The sequence below is a fragment of the Polaribacter aestuariivivens genome (genome assembly GCF_005885675.1).
In the GTDB taxonomy this organism is placed as follows: Bacteria; Bacteroidota; Bacteroidia; order Flavobacteriales; family Flavobacteriaceae; genus Polaribacter; species Polaribacter aestuariivivens.
This window is the reverse complement of sequence record NZ_VANR01000001.1, coordinates 346,641-365,896: the sequence shown is the minus strand read 5'-3', so window position 1 is coordinate 365,896 and position 19,256 is coordinate 346,641. Positions and strand designations below refer to the sequence as shown.

Annotated in this window: 14 protein-coding genes and 1 riboswitch; of the genes, 9 read left to right on the top strand and 5 right to left on the bottom strand. The window is 31.6% G+C overall.

Annotated elements, in window-relative coordinates:
• Window positions 1-133: 133 nt before the first annotated feature.
• Window positions 134-727: a hypothetical protein gene (locus FDT66_RS01570; protein WP_138534391.1), complete on the bottom strand. Its 594-nt coding sequence runs from the start codon at window positions 725-727 to the stop codon at window positions 134-136.
• Between the two features lie 154 nt (window positions 728-881).
• Here FDT66_RS01570 and FDT66_RS01565 point away from each other — a divergent pair, with 154 nt between their 5' ends.
• Window positions 882-2,558, top strand: a complete 1,677-nt coding sequence (locus FDT66_RS01565) for a formate--tetrahydrofolate ligase (protein ID WP_138534390.1) — start codon at window positions 882-884, stop codon at window positions 2,556-2,558.
• A gap of 74 nt (window positions 2,559-2,632) precedes the next feature.
• On the opposite strand, the gene mdh is transcribed toward FDT66_RS01565, so the two are convergent.
• The 4 genes from mdh to metK form a co-directional block, all read right to left on the bottom strand.
• Window positions 2,633-3,559 carry a malate dehydrogenase gene (gene mdh / locus FDT66_RS01560; protein ID WP_138534389.1) on the bottom strand — a complete coding sequence of 309 codons (927 nt, stop codon included), beginning with the start codon at window positions 3,557-3,559 and terminating at the stop codon, window positions 2,633-2,635.
• A 131-nt stretch (window positions 3,560-3,690) separates the two neighbouring features.
• Window positions 3,691-4,689, bottom strand: a complete 999-nt coding sequence (locus FDT66_RS01555) for a DUF6588 family protein (protein ID WP_138534388.1) — start codon at window positions 4,687-4,689, stop codon at window positions 3,691-3,693.
• A gap of 184 nt (window positions 4,690-4,873) precedes the next feature.
• The gene (locus FDT66_RS01550; protein WP_138534387.1) at window positions 4,874-7,366 is read right to left on the bottom strand and encodes a zinc-dependent metalloprotease; all 2,493 of its coding nucleotides are present in this window, start codon (window positions 7,364-7,366) and stop codon (window positions 4,874-4,876) included.
• 163 nt (window positions 7,367-7,529) lie between these two features.
• Window positions 7,530-8,786, bottom strand: coding sequence for a methionine adenosyltransferase (gene metK, locus FDT66_RS01545; protein WP_138534386.1), 1,257 nt, complete (start codon window positions 8,784-8,786; stop codon window positions 7,530-7,532).
• Between the two features lie 436 nt (window positions 8,787-9,222).
• A riboswitch (SAM riboswitch) is annotated at window positions 9,223-9,357 on the top strand.
• A gap of 124 nt (window positions 9,358-9,481) precedes the next feature.
• On the opposite strand from metK, the gene FDT66_RS01540 reads away from it, so the two are divergent.
• The 8 genes from FDT66_RS01540 to FDT66_RS01505 all read left to right on the top strand — a co-directional run bounded on the left by FDT66_RS01540 (window position 9,482) and on the right by FDT66_RS01505 (window position 19,248).
• Window positions 9,482-10,756, top strand: coding sequence for an O-acetylhomoserine aminocarboxypropyltransferase/cysteine synthase family protein (locus tag FDT66_RS01540; RefSeq protein WP_138534385.1), 1,275 nt, complete (start codon window positions 9,482-9,484; stop codon window positions 10,754-10,756).
• A gap of 45 nt (window positions 10,757-10,801) precedes the next feature.
• A complete protein-coding gene (thrA, locus tag FDT66_RS01535) occupies window positions 10,802-14,203 on the top strand; it encodes a bifunctional aspartate kinase/homoserine dehydrogenase I (RefSeq protein ID WP_138534384.1) in 3,402 nt (1,133 codons plus the stop codon).
• Window positions 14,204-14,276: 73 nt separating this feature from the next.
• Entirely contained in the window at window positions 14,277-15,443 is a 1,167-nt protein-coding gene (locus FDT66_RS01530) for an O-succinylhomoserine sulfhydrylase (RefSeq protein WP_138534383.1), read from the top strand.
• 30 nt (window positions 15,444-15,473) lie between these two features.
• Window positions 15,474-15,887, top strand: coding sequence for an RrF2 family transcriptional regulator (locus tag FDT66_RS01525; RefSeq protein WP_138534382.1), 414 nt, complete (start codon window positions 15,474-15,476; stop codon window positions 15,885-15,887).
• Window positions 15,888-16,123: 236 nt separating this feature from the next.
• Window positions 16,124-16,387, top strand: a complete 264-nt coding sequence (locus tag FDT66_RS01520) for a DUF2061 domain-containing protein (protein WP_138534381.1) — start codon at window positions 16,124-16,126, stop codon at window positions 16,385-16,387.
• Window positions 16,387-17,001 carry a phosphoadenosine phosphosulfate reductase domain-containing protein gene (locus FDT66_RS01515; RefSeq protein WP_138534380.1) on the top strand — a complete coding sequence of 205 codons (615 nt, stop codon included), beginning with the start codon at window positions 16,387-16,389 and terminating at the stop codon, window positions 16,999-17,001. The genes FDT66_RS01520 and FDT66_RS01515 overlap by 1 nt, the downstream gene beginning before the upstream one ends.
• Before the next feature lie 11 nt (window positions 17,002-17,012).
• Window positions 17,013-17,918, top strand: coding sequence for a sulfate adenylyltransferase subunit CysD (cysD, locus tag FDT66_RS01510; protein WP_138534379.1), 906 nt, complete (start codon window positions 17,013-17,015; stop codon window positions 17,916-17,918).
• An 82-nt stretch (window positions 17,919-18,000) separates the two neighbouring features.
• Window positions 18,001-19,248: a sulfate adenylyltransferase subunit 1 gene (locus FDT66_RS01505; protein WP_138534378.1), complete on the top strand. Its 1,248-nt coding sequence runs from the start codon at window positions 18,001-18,003 to the stop codon at window positions 19,246-19,248.
• Window positions 19,249-19,256: the final 8 nt, after the last annotated feature.

The following is a 19,256-nucleotide window of genomic DNA, read 5'->3' as shown; positions in this document are numbered from 1 at the left end:
CAAATTTTTTAAAAAACGAGCAAATATATAGCTTCTCGTAAAACCTGACAATTATTTTATGGGTTTGTTTTTGGTGATTTTTTTAGAAAAATATCACATAAAATCAGTTTTTGGAAATGTATAAAATTATATTTTATACGAAGTAGATACCAGGTCCAGCTCTAACTTCTGGCTCTTGATAAGAAGTATAATCTTTAATAAAAGGATTATTTTTGCTGACTTTATAAGCAATTTTAAAAAGTTTGTTCGCTTTGTTTGCTATAGATTCTGAAAAGCCAGAAAAATTATCAATTGTAAACCTATCTGATTGGTATTTAATTTCTAAAACAAACTTATCGCCTAAATTAGAAACATCAATATTCTCAGTTAAATTATGTACAGCAATATTGTAATTGGAAATGTGTTTACCATCGTTTTCAGGAAGATGATTTACCGCTAATTGATTTGCATTCGTGAGCGCACTTTTAATATTTTTAGTATCAATAGTACTGTAGTAACAAATTTTTAAAGTTCCTTTTTTTGTTTCTTGAATTACAATATTGGAAACACCGATTTCTAAAAGTTTTTCTTTTACCTCAGTTATGGTGTTTTCAACATTTTTTTTGTGAATAGAAGTATCTACAAACTCAAGTATAATTTCTTGATTAGGTTCGTGAACTTGTTCTTGAAAAGCTCCAAAACAGAGCGCAATAAATAATAAAGTACTGATGTACCATTTTGCATTCATATGCCAAATATATATAAAAAGATTGGTTTGTACTTTAGAAATTTATATTCTTAACAAATTAACTTTTTCTATACGTTAATTCTATAATTTTATGTTTCTAATTGACTATATTTAGTCTTTAAAATAACTCAATATAATTATATAAAACACAGATATGTCACACCTTTCAGATATTCAAATTGCACAAGGAAAAACACTACAACATATTAGGGAAATAGCATCAAAATTAAACGTAAAAGAAGACGATTTAGAAATGTACGGAAAGTACAAAGCAAAACTTCCATTGTCTTTAATTGATGATAAAAAAGTAGAAAAAAACAATTTAGTTTTAGTAACTGCATTAACACCAACTCCTGCTGGAGAAGGAAAAACAACAGTTTCTATTGGTTTAACAGAAGGATTAAATAAAATAGGCAAACAAGCTACTGTGGTGTTGAGAGAACCATCTTTGGGACCCGTTTTTGGAATAAAAGGCGGAGCTGCAGGTGGTGGATATTCGCAAGTTGTGCCTATGGAAGATATTAATTTGCATTTCACAGGAGATTTTAACGCAGTAGAAAAAGCAAATAACTTACTGTCTGCATTGATTGATAATAATATTCAGAGTAAAACAAATAACCTAAATATTGATCCAAGAACGGTTCTTTGGAAACGTGTTATTGATATGAATGATCGTTCCTTAAGAGACATTACGATTGGTTTGGGAGGAACAGCAAATGGAGTGCCAAGGCAAGATGGTTTTAATATTACACCAGCTTCTGAAGTGATGGCAATTCTTTGTATGGCTTCTAATTTAGAAAATTTAAAAAAGCGTTTGGGCGATATTTTTATTGGTTTTACCTATGATAATAAACCTGTTTTTGCCAAGGATTTAAAAGCAGAAAATGCGATGGCAATTTTGTTGAAAGATGCTATAAAACCAAATTTAGTCCAAACTTTAGAAGAAAATCCTGCAATTATTCATGGAGGTCCTTTTGCAAATATTGCGCAAGGAACTAATACAATTATTGCCACCAAAATGGGGCTCTCTTTATCGAATTATGTAGTTACAGAAGCTGGTTTTGGGGCAGATTTGGGTGCAGAAAAATTCTTGAATATTAAATCTAAATTTGCAAAATTGAATCCTAAATGTGTGGTTTTAGTCGCTACTATTAGAGCTTTGCGTCATCATGGAGGAGCAAAAAAAGAAGAGTACAACACGCCAGATTTAGAAAAAGTTTCAGTAGGTTTTAAAAATCTTGAAAAACATATTGAGAACATTCGTAAATACAATATAGAGCCTGTTGTGGCGATAAATTCTTTTGTTTCAGATTCTAAAGGTGAAGTAGATTTTGTAATAGAAAAATGTGCGAGTTTGGGAGTGCAAGCTGTTTTATCTGAAGGATGGGCAAAAGGAGGTGAGGGAACCAAGAATTTGGCAGAAGCAGTTGTTGATGTGGTGGAAAATAAAGCAACACAATACAAAGCATTGTATGATTGGAAGTCTCCTGTAAAAGACAAAATTGAAAAAATAGCCAAAGAAATTTACGGAGCAGAAAAAGTAGCTTACGATAATAAGGCACTTTTAAATTTAAGAAGAATTGACAGATTAGGTTTTAATGATTTTGCAATTTGTATGGCAAAAACACAAAAGTCTTTTTCTGATGATGAACGATTGATTGGAAGACCAACTGGTTTTACTGTAACCGTTCGTGAAATTGAAATAGCTGCGGGTGCACAATTTTTAATTCCTATTCTAGGAAAAATGATGCGTATGCCTGGGTTACCATCAATTCCAGCTTCAGAGAATATGACAATTGATAATAATGGCGTTATTTCTGGACTATCTTAATAAAATTTTGAAATTACGAGAAACAAAAAATCCAGCTAAAAAGCTGGATTTTTTAATATTTATAAAGAAAGTTTTTACAATTCTAACAATCCGTTAGTTTTAGAAACTCCTTCAGCAGATGCTGTTAAATGAGCTTTTTCAGCATCAGATAAGCTAATTTCTACAATTTTTTCAATTCCGTCTTTTCCTAAAACAACAGGAACACCAATACATAAATCACTTAGACCAAATTCACCATTTAACAATGTAGAACATGGAAATATTTTTTTAGTATCACATGCAATTGCCTGAGCCATTCCACTTACAGCTGCTCCAGGAGCATACCAAGCAGAAGTACCTAATAAACCAGTTAAGGTTGCGCCACCAACTTTAGTGTCTTGCATTACTTGATTTAATCTTTCTTCAGAAATAAATTCAGAAACAGGAACAGAGTTTCTTGTAGCTAATCTTGTTAAAGGAACCATACCTTTATCTGAATGACCACCAATAACCATTCCATCTACATCAGAAATTGGAGCACCCAAAGCTTCTGCTAACCTGTATTTAAAACGAGCAGAATCTAAAGCACCACCCATTCCAATAATTCTATTTTTAGGTAAACCAGTAGTTTTATGAACTAAATACGTCATGGTATCCATTGGGTTAGAAACCACAATAATAATGGTATTTGGAGAATGCTCAATTAAGTTTGAAGAAACTGTTTTCACAATTCCTGCGTTTATTCCAATTAATTCTTCACGAGTCATACCAGGTTTTCTTGGAATTCCTGAAGTAATAACGCAAATATTAGAATTTGAAGTTTTAGAATAATCGTTAGTGCTTCCTGTAATTTTAGTATCAAAACCATTTAAAGAAGCAGTTTGCATTAAGTCCATCGCTTTTCCTTCTGCATAACCTTCTTTAATGTCTAATAAAACAACTTCTGAAGCAAAGTTTTTAATAGCAATATATTCTGCACAACTTGCACCTACTGCACCTGCACCAACAACTGTAATTTTCATATTTTTATTTTTAATTATGTTTAACAAATTTGTTGCTAAAATACGAATTTTAGACAAGTTCTTAGTTAATTTAAAGTAAAAAAAGACATCTTAACGAGATGTCTTTTTTTGTTAAATATTAATGGTGTTGCTTATCTAATACTAAAAGCAACGCCTAAGTTTGCGGTATTGTATTCTTGTAAAGTATAGCTTCCGAAAATTTTAAGAAATCCTAAGCTTAATCTCAAACCAGCAGTTGTTCTAAAGCCACCTGCATTAAATTCAGAATCTATAGGATCTGATATTGTTCTTGTAAGTGGTCCATAGCTCAAGTCATAATCTCCAGTCATTTTAAGTGTAGAGTTACCAGATCCATAACCAATTCCACCATAAATGTTTATAATAGGAAAATTTAAAGATGCAATTGCTTGAAATGTATATGCATTAAGCTTAAACTCAGCTAATCCGTTTTGTACAGAAACGTCTCCACTACTTTCGATATCATAATCTACAGTCATTGTAGTATATCCAGCTAATAAAGATACGTGAAGAGGTGTTTTACCTAATGGTCCAAACCAATTTGTAATCTCTTTTTTAAGTCCAATACCAAATAAATTTCCTTTAACATCGTCAGATCCAACTTTAGGTACTAAACGTAAGTTTACTTCAAATTTTGCAGGTAAACCTAAACTTAACTGAACTGCTGGAGCTGGAACCGCGTTAAGTGGTAAGCTTTCTTTAACACCACCAGGAGCGTTAAAAGTAGTTGTATATGTTTGTCCGTTTTCAGTAAAGTTAACTGTTGTGAGTGGTGTAGTATCTTCTGAACCAGCTACAGTAGCTGCTGTAATTGAGCCTGTGTTTATTGATGTTAATCCAGATAATGTAAACATTTCGTCTTCTTCTGGAACTAAAGATGCGTTTAATCCAATTGCTAAATCAAAACCAAATGGTTTATGAACTTTCGCTGTATGATACCATCCATTGTTCATACCATAGATTAAACCTTTCATAGCTGGGTTAATGTAGGCATCTATTAATTTGCCTCTATCATTGTTATCTGCCAACAGATATCCTTCAAAACCTTCTTGGGCTTTCGTACTAAAAACTAAGGTGAATACACCTAAAAAAAATAAAATAGATTTTTTCATTTTGTGAAATTTGGTTAATTTTTATATTTAGTAGGGGTTAATTAGAGCTAATATATAAAATTATGTTAATAAAAGATAAGTTTTGAGTTTGATAAAATGAAAATTCAGGAAAAATACCTATTTGTAAGTAGTAAAAAACCCCAACAATTTGTTGGGGTTTTAAATATTTTAAAAAATAAATAAATTATTTAGGATCTAAAATCATATCGATTCTATCTACAACATCTTGTAAATGATATCTCGTAATTGTATTTCCTCTGTTGGAAGCAGATCTAGCATCTCTTTGTAAACGCTTTAATTCACCTCTTACTACTGATTTCACATCAGATTGATTAATTGTAATTCCACTTCTTTTTAAATATCCACTATTAAAACCTCTTTGATCTTTAGCGTCATTTAATAAATAATTTAACCTGTCTAAATGAGCTCTTTGTAAGTTTCTTCTGTAAGTATCAATAGAACGTCCGTTGTAAATTTCACTCCAAACGCCTTTTCGCAAATCACTCATCATATTCACTAAAGTATAAGCTTTAGAAGAGCCATTTAAAGTTTCATTTTCAATCATTCTAGCCATTCTACCTGCGTCTAAAATGTTGTTTAACGTTCTTGCTTGTAAACCTCTAACTCTTTCTACTGAACCAGAAAATTCTGTTTTGCTAAAAATGTTTTCATCTAACATCCATTCTGGAGTTTTAAATAATTCATCAATAACAAATTGTAAAGCTTCTTTTTGTTTGGATTTATCTACATGTGTATATACTGCACCTTCTTGATCTGTTGTTTTGTAGTACTCATAAACACCACCAATGTTTGCAGAAACATGTCCCATATATCTATTAAACTGTCCTATTAATTGACCATACATACTAGATAACTCATCGTAATTTTCTCCCTTTTCAGAAGTCCATTCTTCTAATTTTGGTAAAATTCTTTTTAAGTTTTTAATTCCGTACATAGAAGCTTTCATTGCGTCATCACCTAAATCTTCTGTTTGAGAACTAGGGTCTACAACTCCAGCAGCTTGTTGATGACCAAATCTGTACATTGGATCACCTGCATGTTCTAAAATCCAAGAATCTAAAATTGGCTTTTCTTCTTCTGCAGTTTTATCTAAAATTGGTCTGTAACCCCATGCAATTGCATACTTATCATAAATACCTACATTAGGCATTAAAGAAACACCTTTGTCTTCTGGTTGTGCAATGTAATTGAAACGAGCATAATCCATTATAGAAGGTGCAGTACCATATTTAGCTGTAAAAGAAGCAGAACGTAACGAATCTACTGGATATGCAACAGAACTTCCCATGTTGTGAGGTAGTCCTAATGTGTGCCCTAATTCATGAGAAGAAACAAAACGAATTAAACGACCCATAGTTTCTGTTTTAAAGTTTTTACTTCTAGCATCTGGATTTATTGCCGCTGTTTGTATAAAAAACCAGTTGTGTAATAAAGTCATTACATTATGATACCAGTTGATATCTGATTCTAAAATTTCTCCAGATCTTGGATCACTAACGTGAGGGCCGTTTGCATTTGGTATTGGAGAAGCTAAATATCTAATTACAGAATAACGAACATCTTCTGGACTGTATTCTGGGTCTTCTTCTTTAGTTGGTGCTCTTTTACCAACAATGGCATTTTTAAAACCTGCAGCTTCAAAAGCTACTTGCCAGTCATTTACACCTTGTATAATATAAGGAACCCACTCTTCTGGAGTAGCTCTATCTACATAATATACAATTTGTTTTTTTGGTTCTACTAACTCGCCTCTTTTAAACTTTTCGATATCTTCATCTTTTACTTCTAAACGATATCTATCTAAATAAGTAACAGTTTTACTTTTTTGATCTTTTAAACCATAATCTATTTGTCCTCTTGCAAACCAACCTACGCGTTCATCAAAATATCTACGCTTCATTGGAATTTTTGGTAATAAAACCATAGAGTTACTCATTTCTACAGTTACAGATCCAACAGCACTATTAGATGGTGCTTTATTAGCAAAATATGTTTTTACATGTCTTGTTTCTATATTTTGTGGGTAACTACTAATTCTTTCAATATAAGAGCGAGCCTTATCCATTCTGGTAATTTGATATCCTCTTCTTCCTCTAGATGGAAAACCTAAAGAAGGTACATCAGTAGCAAATAAAGAAGTTGCATCAATAACTGTTGCGGTAGAATCTTTACTAAATGCTTTTATAGGAAAAGAAAATAAAATTGGTTCTAAGTTAGAATTTACAACAGCTTCATGAACTGGTAAAATAGTATCAGCAACAACATCATGAGAAACGACTCTTAGTAAAATATTATCGTTTTTTTTCTCCCAACGTAAAACTTGTGTATTTGCTTTTCCACCACCAAAGCCAATTCCACTTGCAGTTTTAGCAATTCTCGTAACCATTAACATCTCTCTTCTTAAAAGAGAATCTGGAATTTCAAATAAATACTTTTCGTCTTTTTTATGTACTTTAAATAAACCATCATCAGTTTTATGGTCTTTTGTAACCACCTTACTGTATGGTTGAATTCCTCCTTTACTTGGTTTTGGTTTAGGAGCAACTTTTTTAGGTGCTTCTTTTTTCTTTTTCTTCCAAAATTGAGCAGAAGTTTCGGTAGAGAAACCGAATACAAAAGCAACTAAAAGAAGTTTAATGAATATCTTTTTTGTCATAATAAATTTGATTAAAATTATAGTTTTCGAAGTTACGTAAATCGTTTAAATACCGAATCTTAAAAATTTGTTAAAGGGATTGAAAAATGATATGTTAATTTTTTTCACAAAAAAAACCTTTAGATTTTGAGGTCTAAAGGTTAAATTATAAAATGTTAAGAGGTTATAAATTAAATGCTTTTTTAACTGCATCAACATAATCTAGTTTTTCCCAAGTGAACGTTTCTACTTTTTCAGAAACTGTTTCTCCCATTGGATTTGTAAAAGTTACTGTTTTAATTTCAGGAGTTCTTCCCATGTGTCCATAAGCAGCAGTTTCTGAATAAATTGGCGTTCTTAATTTTAAACGTTGTTCTATAAAATACGGACGCATATCAAAAATATTTGCTACTTTTTTACTGATTTCGCCATCTGTTAAATCTACGGTAGCAGTTCCGAAAGTTTCTACATTTATACTGGTTGGTTTTGCAACACCAATTGCATAAGAAACTTGTACTAAAACTTCTTTGCAAAGTCCTGAAGCAACCAAATTTTTTGCGATGTGTCTTGTTGCATAAGCACCAGACCTATCTACTTTACTTGGATCTTTTCCCGAAAAAGCTCCACCACCATGAGCTCCTTTTCCTCCATAAGTATCTACTATAATTTTACGCCCTGTTAAACCAGTATCTCCATGAGGTCCACCAATTACAAAAACTCCAGTTGGGTTAATGTGGTAGGTAATATCGTTTGTAAATAATTTTTGAATATGAGTAGGTAATTTTGCAACCACTCTAGGAATTAAAATTTCTACAATATCTTTTTTAATTTTGGTTAGCATCACTTCTTCTGACTTGTCAAAATCGTCATGTTGTGTAGAAATTACAATAGCATCAATTCTTTGAGGTACATTATCATCAGAATATTCAATAGTAACCTGACTTTTTGCGTCTGGTCTTAAATAAGTAATCTCTTTATTTTCTCTTCGTAAAAGAGCCAATTCAATTAACAATCTGTGAGACAATTCTAATGCTAAAGGCATGTAGTTTTCAGTTTCATCGGTTGCGTATCCAAACATCATTCCTTGGTCTCCTGCACCTTGTTCTTCTGGTGAAGATTTATCAACACCTTGGTTAATATCTGGTGATTGTTCGTGAATTGCAGACAAAACTCCACAAGAATTTCCATCGAACATATATTCGCCTTTAGTGTAGCCAATTTTATTAATAACTTCTCTAGCAATTTGCTGAACATCTAAATAAGTTTCAGATTTTACTTCTCCAGCTAAAATAACTTGTCCAGTAGTTACCATGGTTTCGCATGCAACTTTACTATTTTTGTCGAATGCTAAAAAATTATCAATTAAAGCATCAGAAATTTGATCAGCAACCTTGTCTGGATGTCCTTCAGAAACACTTTCTGACGTAAATAAATATGACATAATATTCTTCTTTTAAATGTTGTAGGAAATAAAAAATAATTGCGTGGTCGCTAAAAGAAGTAGATAATTACTGCTTTAGCATTTTTATACTGAACTCGTTTCAGAATCTTTTAAAATAAGTATCCTAAATTAAGTAAAGGGTACTGAAACAAGTTCAGCACGAGAGGTTGCAATCAGTTCAAATTTTTCCTCTTAATTATAATGCAAAGTTACATTATAAAATCAAATTCCAACATTTTTTAGTGATAATTATTTTTGATAACACCATCAATAAATCAATTTTAGAAAACAAATACGGATGTTTTTATGGAATAAAGAATATTGTGTATTATAAAATGCGAAATTGATATAAAATAAAAAATAAACTGTCTTTTATTTGGATATTAAATTTTTCTGAACATATATTTGCACTCACAAAGTTCAATAACTTATTGAAATGTTATCAAGAAAGGTGGAGGGATTAGACCCTTTGAAACCTTAGCAACCCTTTAGAAATAAAGAAGGTGCTAAATTCTACCCTGTGCTGAATTCGTTTCAGTATCTCAAAAAAAGAGAAAAGGATAGATAACAAAAATGAATTTTCCCATTCTGGAAAATCATATTTTCTTAATAACATTTTTCTAGTAAGTACATCAACAAAAATTGATGCATTTGACTTTTGGTTTAATTATTTATTAACTCAAAAAAATAGAAAAATGAGTACACACAAATTAGCAACAAACGCATTACACGCAGGTCATGATGTAAAAACAAATGGAGGTACAAGAGCTGTTCCAATTTACCAAACATCTTCGTATGTTTTTAACAATTCAGAGCATGCCGCAAACCTTTTTTCATTAAAAGAATTAGGATTTATTTACACACGTTTAAATAATCCAACAAATCAAATTTTACAAGATCGTTTAACAGCTGTAGAAGGAGGGATTGGAGCCGTAGTTTTCGCTTCTGGAACAGCAGCAATTGCAACAGGTTTATTAACGCTTTTAAAAGCTGGAGACCACATTGTGGCTTCGAGTAGTTTGTATGGTGGAACCTACAATTTATTAAATGTTACTTTACCAAGATTCGGAATTACAACAACATTTGTAGACGCTTCTGAACCAGAAAATTTTGGAAAAGCTGTTCAAGAAAATACAAGAGCTTTTTTTGTAGAATCTTTAGGAAATCCTAAATTAGATGTTTTAGATTTAGAAGCAATTTCTGCTCATGCAAAAAAAGCAGAAGTGCCTTTTATTGTTGATAATACAGTAGCAACACCAGTTTTATTAAACCCAATTAAACACGGAGCAAATATTGTAATTCATTCGTTAACAAAATATATTGGCGGACAAGGAACTTCTTTAGGAGGTGCAATTATAGATGCTGGAACTTTTAATTGGGCGAATGGAAAATTTCCTGAATTTACAGAGCCATCTGCAGGTTATCATGGTTTAAAATATCACGAAACTTTGGGTGCTGCATCGTACACTTTTAAATTGATTTTAGAAGGTTTGCGTGATTTTGGTGGTGCTTTAAGTCCTACAAATGCGTTTAATATCATTCAAGGTTTAGAGACTTTACCTGTAAGAATTCAAAAACATTCGCAAAACGCATTGGCTTTGGCAAAATGGTTAGAGCAACAAGAGGAAGTTGCTTGGGTTAATTATCCAGGATTAGAAAGCAATAAATACAAGAAATTAGCAGATAAATATTTGCCGAAAGGACAAAGTGGAATTGTAACTTTTGGTCCTAAAAAAGGTTTTGAAGCGGCAAAAGCAATTGCAGATAAAACAAAAGTATTTTCTTTGTTAGCAAATATCGGAGATACAAAATCGTTAATTATTCATCCAGCAAGTACCACTCACCAACAATTAGATGAAGTTGCACAAGCAGGAGCAGGAGTTAGCCAAGATTTAATACGTTTATCAGTTGGTATCGAAGATTTAGAAGATTTAAAAGCAGATTTAAAAACGGCTTTTTCAGAAATATAATAAATATGAAAAATGACAAGGGGTTTTAAACCCCTTGTTTTAAAAATGAAAGACAAACTACAACATATCAAACTCAAAAATTTCACCACTGAATTAGGTGTAAATATTCCGGATATCAATTTAAGTTATCAAGTTTTTGGTCAAGATTTAGGAACTGCACCTGTGGTTTTAATTAATCATGCACTTACTGGAAATAGCGATGTTGCTGGTGAAAAAGGTTGGTGGTTAGATATTGTCGGTAAAGACAAAGCTATAAATACAGAGGTGTATACTGTATTGTCTTTTAATATTCCTGGAAACGGTTTTGATGGTTTTTTAATTGAAAATTATAAAGATTTTATTGCAAGAGATGTTGCAAGAATTTTTTTAAAAGGATTAACGGAGCTAAAAATAACCCAATTATTTGCCTTAATTGGAGGTTCTTTAGGTGGTGGAATTGCTTGGGAAATGATTGTTTTAAATAAAAAAATTACCCAACATTTTTTACCAATTGCAACCGATTGGAAATCTACAGATTGGTTGATTGCTAATTGTCAAATTCAGGAACAGTTTTTAGTCAATTCCAGCAATCCTGTGCACGATGCTAGAATGCATGCGATGTTATGTTATAGAACTCCAGAATCTTTTAAAGAACGTTTTCATCGATCTAAAAAAGAAAATTCAGATATTTTTAATGTGGAAAGCTGGTTGTTGCATCATGGAGAAAAATTGCAAGAACGTTACCAATTATCTTCTTATAAATTAATGAATCAATTATTAAAAAGTATTGATGTTACTAAAAACGGAGAGAAAAATATAGAAGTTTTAGACCAGATTGAAGCAAATATTCACATTATTGGTGTGGATTCCGATTTGTTTTTTACCGCCGAAGAAAACAGAGAAACGCATAAAAAATTAGCTTTAACAAAAGAAAACGTAACATATAACGAAATTAATTCTGTGCATGGTCATGATGCATTTTTAATGGAATATGACCAATTACAGAAAATCATAGAACCTATTTTCAATAAAGATTATAGAGCAAAAAAGATGAAAGTATTAAAATTTGGAGGAAAATCTTTAGCCAACGGAAAAGGATTGGAGAATGCCATAGAAATTATTCTTAACAAACACAAAAACGGAGAAAAAATAACTTTAATTGCTTCTGCAAGAGGAAATACAACAGATGAATTAGAAAATTTGTTGACTTTAGCTTCTCAACAGAAACCGTATTTAGACGCGTTTGATGCTTTTAAAGATTATCAATTAAAACCAAATCCGAATTTAGATTGTACACAAGAGTTTTTAAAATTAGCAACAATTTTCGAAGGTGTGTATTTATTGGGTGATTATAGCGAAAAAATTAAAGATGAGGTTTTAGCGCAAGGCGAATTATTATCCGTAAAATTAGTTGCAAGTTTGTTGGAAGAAAATGGAGTTTCTGCAAACGCTACAGATGCAAGAAAATTAATTATTACCGACGATAATTTCGGAAATGCACAACCAATTTCGGCAGTTTCTTCGGAAAATGTAGTTTCTTATTTCAAAGAAAACTCGAACACTATAAATGTGGTAACAGGTTTTATTGCATCCAATAAAAAAGGAGAAACCACTACATTAGGAAGAAATGGTAGTAATTACACAGCAGCTTTAATTGCGAATTATTTAGATGCAGATGAGCTTCAGAATTATACACATGTAAGTGGAATTTTTACTGCAAATCCAGATTTGGTTGCAGATGCAAAGAAAATAGAGCAGTTATCGTTTTCAGAAGCGAATGAATTGGCAAATTTTGGGGCGACAATTTTGCACGCAAAAACCATTATTCCATTATTAGAAAAGAACATTAATTTACGTATTTTAAATACGTTTCATAAAGAAGATAAAGGAACATTAATCACATCAGAAACTTCAACAAAAGGAATAAAATCCATTTCAACAATTAATAATGTTGCCTTATTAAATTTCGAAGGAAGAGGTTTGTTAGGTAAAGTTGGTGTTGATGCACGAATTTTTAGAGCTTTAAGTGATAAAAACATAAGTGTAAGTATTATTTCTCAAGGTTCATCCGAAAGAGGAATTGGTTTAATTATTGATGCAAATAGGGCAAATGAAGCTGTTTTAGCTTTAGAAAAAGAGTTCGAAAACGATTTTTATTCGCAAGATGTAAATCAAATTTCTATTGTCGATAATGTGGCTGTAATTTCAATCATTGGTCAAGATTTAAGTGAATTTCATTTGCCTTACAATGCCTTAATCAAAAACCAAATTGTTCCAGTTTTATTCAACAATACCATCACAGGAAAAAACGTGAGTTTGGTGGTGAAGAAAGAACAATTACACAAAGCAGTAAACGTAATTCACGGACAAGTTTTTGGTGTTGCTAAAAAAGTAAATATTGCCATTTTCGGAAAAGGTTTGGTGGGGGGAACGTTAATTCATCAAATTTTAGAAAATGTTGCATCAGTTTTAGAAAGAAGAAAAATTCAATTGAATGTTTTTGCAGTAGCGAACTCTAAAAAAGTATTGCTAAACAAAAATGGAGTTTCCAAAAATTGGGAAGAAGATTTAGAGTTACAAAGACAAGAAAATATTTCTGTAGACGATATTATTTCGTTTGCTAAAGCACATCATTTCGAGAATTTAATTGCGGTAGACAATACTGCAAGTGTGCCATTTGTGGCTAATTACATTCCGCTAATTGAAGCAGGTTTCGATTTGGTTTCTTGTAATAAAATTGCCAACACATTGTCTTTTGATTTTTACAAAGAATTAAGAAGAAAATTAAAAGAACATAAAAAACAATATTTGTATGAAACGAATGTTGGTGCAGGTTTACCTTTAATTGATACGATTCGACTTTTACACGAATCAGGAGAAAATATTACCAAAATTAGAGGCGTTTTTTCTGGAAGTTTAAGCTATTTATTCAATACTTTTTCAGAAGAAAGCAAACCTTTTTCTGAAGTTTTACAGGCAGCAATCGATGCAGGTTTTACAGAACCAGATCCAAGAGAAGATTTAGGTGGAAATGATGTTGCCAGAAAATTGTTAATTTTGGCAAGAGAATTAGAATTGGAAAACGAGTTTGTAGACGTAAATATTCAGAATTTAATTCCAGAGAATTTAAGAGAAGGTGCTGTAAGCGATTTTTTATCTAACTTAGAAGCGCTGAATGAGGAATATCAACAAGTTAAAGAAAATCAGGAAGAAGACCACGTTTTAAGATATATTGGAGAATTAGGAGGAGATTTATCACAAGAAACAGGAAATTTAGACGTAAAATTGGTCTCTGTTCCTAAAAGTTCTCCCTTAGGTTCTTTAAAAGGTTCCGATGCAATTTTTGAAATTTATACAGAATCTTATGGCGAGCAACCAATTGTAATTCAAGGAGCAGGAGCAGGTTCTAAAGTAACAGCTAGAGGCGTTTTTGGAGATATTTTAAGACTAGCAAAACATAATGATTAAAAATAGTTAATGGTTTTTAGTTGATAGTTATAAATGAAGACTACCAACCAAAAACCAAAAACCACCAACCAAAATGGATAAACATTTCGAAACAGAGGCAATTAGAAATCAAACAGAAAGATCTCAATTTTCTGAACATTCTACACCATTATATTTAACATCGAGTTTTGTTTTTGACGATGCAGAAGAAATGAGAGCTTCATTTGCCGAAGAAAAACAACGTAATTTATATAGTCGATTTACGAATCCGAATACCACAGAATTTACAGATAAAATTGTGCAAATGGAAGGTGCAGAAGCAGGGTATGCTTTTGCAACAGGAATGTCTGCAATATTTTCAACTTTTGCAGCTTTATTAAATGCTGGAGATCATGTAGTTTCTTGTCGTTCAGTTTTTGGTTCTACACACAGTATGTTTACCAAGTTTTTACCAAAATGGAATATAGAAACTTCATATTTTAAAGTTGATGAGGTAGATTTGGTAGAAAGCTTAATTCAAGAAAATACCAAAATCTTGTATATTGAAACACCTACAAATCCTGCTGTAGATATTTTAGATTTAGAATTGATTGGCAAAATTGCGAAAAAACACAATTTAATATTTATCGTAGATAATTGTTTTGCAACACCTTATGTACAGCAACCCATTAAATTTGGTGCAGATTTAGTAATTCATTCAGCAACAAAATTAATAGACGGACAAGGTAGAGTTTTAGGTGGAGTCACAGTTGGAAACAAAGAATTAATGCGAGAAATATATTTATTCGCAAGAAATACGGGGCCTGCCATGTCTCCTTTTAATGCCTGGGTTTTATCAAAAAGTTTAGAAACTTTGGCGATTCGAGTAGAAAAACATTGTGAAAATGCACTAAAAGTTGCGCAATTTTTAGAAGAAAATGAAAATGTACAATTGGTAAAATATCCATTTTTAAAATCGCATCCACAATATAAGGTAGCAAAAAATCAAATGAAATTAGGTGGAAATATTGTCGCTTTTGAAATAAAAGGAGGTATTGAAGCTGGGAGAAAGTTCCTCAACAACATAAAGATGTGCTCACTTTCTGCAAATTTAGGAGATACAAGAACTATTGTTACACATCCATCTTCTACAACACATGGAAGATTATCTGAAGAAGATAGATTAGAAGTCGGAATTACAAATGGTTTGGTTCGTGTTTCTGTTGGTTTAGAAAATGTAGCAGATATTATTGCAGATTTAGAACAAGCTTTAAACATTTAAATTGCAGAAATTTCTGTAAATTTGTTTCTTATGCTATCTAAAAAAACAAAATACGGAATTAAAGCGCTTACTTATTTGGCAAAACAGGAAAATAAAACGCCTGTTCAAATTGCTACGATTTCTAAAAGCGAAAATATATCGCTTAAATTTTTAGAAAGCATCCTTTTAACGCTTCGTAAAAACGGAGTGTTAGGTTCTAAAAAAGGCAAAGGTGGTGGTTATTATTTACTGAAAGATCCATCAGAAATTCAAATGACTTCCATTATGCGGATTTTAGAAGGTCCAATTTCTATGGTGCCTTGTGTGAGTTTAAATTTCTACGAAAAATGTGACGACTGTCCAGATGAAAATGCTTGTGCTGTGCATAATTTAATGTTAGAAGTTCGAGATAGTACACTTCAAATTTTTAGAAATACTTCATTGGCTGATTTGTGTAAATGTTAGTATTTAAGGTGAATTAGTTTTTCATTTTCTTCACACTCATTTTCTATCTTAATCTGATAAACTAAATGATAATCCATTTAGATATTCACAAAATTCCTTTCATATTTTTATTAATCTACTAAATCTATAGGGTAATTATAAATTTCTTTGTTTTTATGCTTATTACTTTCAAATAATAAACTATGTTTGCATACCCTATTAATTAAGTAGGGTAAAATATTTTGAATTAATTATTTATGATTTTAGATCAAATCATTATTGCAAAAAAAGCACAAAGCAAAGGTTTAGAAGAGGTTAGGGGCTCAGAAAAACCTTTGCGAAGTGTTGTAAAAGCATTGAGTTGGCGAGTTATTGGAACGTTAGACACATTAGTAGTTTCTTACTTTTTAACTAACAAAATAGTATTAGCTGCTTCAATTGCATCAGTAGATTTTTTAACAAAATTAGTGTTGTATTTCTTTCATGAAAGAATTTGGAACAAAGTAAAATGGGGAAAATAATGAGTTTAAATATTCAACAAATAAATAAGGATTTAGCGGATAAAAATCCTTTAGATATTATAAAGTGGGCAATTTCTATTACTAAGAACCCTGTAGTAACTACAAACTTTAGACCTTACGAGGTAGCAATTTTAAATGCTGTTACAGAAGTAAAAAAAGATATAAAAGTAATTTGGTGTGATACAGGTTATAACACAGTTCAAACCTATAAACACGCAGAAGAAATTATAGAAAAGTTAGATTTAAACATCAAACTATATGTACCAAAGCAAACAGTAGCCCACAGAAATGTGGTGTTGGGAGTTCCTTCAATAGAAGATAAAAAACATCAACTGTTTACAGAGCAAGTAAAACTAGAACCTTTTAAAAGAGCAATGCAAGAACACCAACCAGATGTGTGGTTTACAAATTTAAGAAAAGGGCAAACAGCCTTTAGAGATAGTATAGATGTTGTTTCAATAAGCAAAGATGGAATCTTAAAAGTAAGTCCTTTTTATCATTGGTCAGATGAAGATTTAGATACGTATTTAGAGCAATATAGTTTACCCAATGAGTTTACTTATTTCGATCCAACAAAAGTAGAAAGCAACAGAGAATGTGGTTTGCATATCTAAAAGACATGATTATGAATCAAAGAACAATACAAGTAGATGCTTTAGAAAGCGAAGCAATTTTTATTTTTAGAGAAGTAGTGGCACAGTTCGAAAAACCAGTGTTGTTATTTTCTGGAGGAAAAGATAGTATAACGTTAGTAAGATTAGCACAAAAAGCATTTTATCCGGCAAAAATTCCTTTCCCTTTAATGCATATAGATACTGGACATAATTTTCCTGAAACGATAGAATTTAGAGATCGTTTGACAAAAGAGTTAGGTGTAGAATTAATTGTAAGAAATGTTCAAGACAATATAGATAACGGAACTGTAAAAGAGGAAACAGGTAGATATGCAAGTAGAAATATGTTACAAACTGAAACATTATTAGATGCCATTGAAGAATTTGGTTTCGATGCATGTATAGGAGGAGCAAGAAGAGATGAAGAAAAAGCGAGAGCCAAAGAAAGAATTTTTTCTGTAAGAGACGATTTTGGGCAATGGGATGAAAAAAACCAACGTCCAGAAGTTTTTGATATGCTAAATGGAAAGATAGATTTAGGGCAAAATGTGCGTGTTTTTCCAATTTCTAATTGGACAGAATTAGACGTTTGGTCTTATATTAAAAAAGAAAATATCGAAATTCCTTCCATTTATTTCGCACACAAAAGAAAAACATTTTTAAGAGATGGACTTATTTGGTCTGCAGATGATGACGTAGTTTTTAGAGACGAAGAAGAAGAAGTTGTAGAACGAATGGTTCGTTTTAGAACGGTTGGTGATATGAGTTGTACAGCCGCAGTTTTATCACACGCAGTAGATATTACAAAAGTGGTAGAAGAAATTAGAGATTCCTCCATTTCAGAAAGAGGTGCAAGAATAGACGATAAACGCTCTGAAGCTGCCATGGAAAAGAGAAAACAACAAGGATATTTCTAAAATTTAGTTAATGGTTTTTAGTTGATAGTTTTTAGTGAAAAACCAACAACCGTAAACCAACAACCATAAACCAATAAAAAGAATGAACGTATTAAAAATAGCAACAGCAGGAAGTGTAGATGATGGTAAAAGTACCTTAATTGGGCGTTTATTATACGACACAAAATCGTTAACTGACGATAAGTTAGAGGCAATTGAAGAAAAAAGTAAGCAAAGAGGTTTCGATTATTTAGATTTCTCTTTAGCAACAGATGGTTTGGTAGCTGAAAGAGAACAAGGAATTACTATTGATGTTGCGAATATTTACTTTTCAACAAGAAAAAAGAGTTTCATCATTGCAGATACTCCAGGTCATATAGAATATACCAGAAATATGGTTACTGGTGCTTCAACAGCACAAGCTTCTATCGTTTTAATTGATGCAAGAAATGGTGTTGTAGAGCAAACGTATCGTCACTTTTTTATCAATAATTTATTACGAATTAAAGATGTTGTAATTGCTATTAATAAAATGGATTTGGTAGATTTTTCAGAAGAAAAATACAATATTATCAAAGGAGAAATAGAATATTTAGCGAGTAAAAGCGAATATAAAAATCAGAATTTAACGTTCATTCCATTATCTGCTTTACAAGGTGATAATGTAGTTTCTACTTCAGAAAATATGCCTTGGTATAAAGGAGAAACATTATTACACCATTTAGAAAGGTTAGATGCAGAAGATGTGCAAGAAAAAACGCAAACACGTTTTCCTGTGCAAACGGTAATTAGACCAAAAACGCAAGATTTTCATGATTTTAGAGGATATGCAGGTAAAATTTACGGAGGAGATTTAGAAATTGGAGATGAAGTTTCTGTATTGCCTTCTCAAACAAAATCAAAAGTAAAGAGTATTCATTTTTTTAATGAAGAGTTTGCAAGAGCAAAAAGCGGAAGTTCTGTAACCATCACTTTAGAAGATAATGTAAATGTAAGTAGAGGAGATATGTTGGTAAAAGTTGCAGAAGAACCAAAAATTACAAAGCAACTAAATGCTACCATTTGTTGGATGGATAAAGAGCCTTTGCAAGCGTCTCAAAAATACTATATAAAACATGGTGTAAATGATGCGCAAGCAAAAATTACGCAATTAAACACAATTATTAAAACGGATTTTTCTGGGAAAATCGAAAATCCATCAGCATTAGAATTGAACCAAATAGGAGATATTCAATTAAAATTAAGCAAACCTTTGTTGGTAGATGCTTACAATCAAAACAAATCAAATGGGTCGTTTATTTTAATCAATCCAAAAACAAACAATACAGTTGGTGTTGGTTTTATCCGATAAATAAGAAT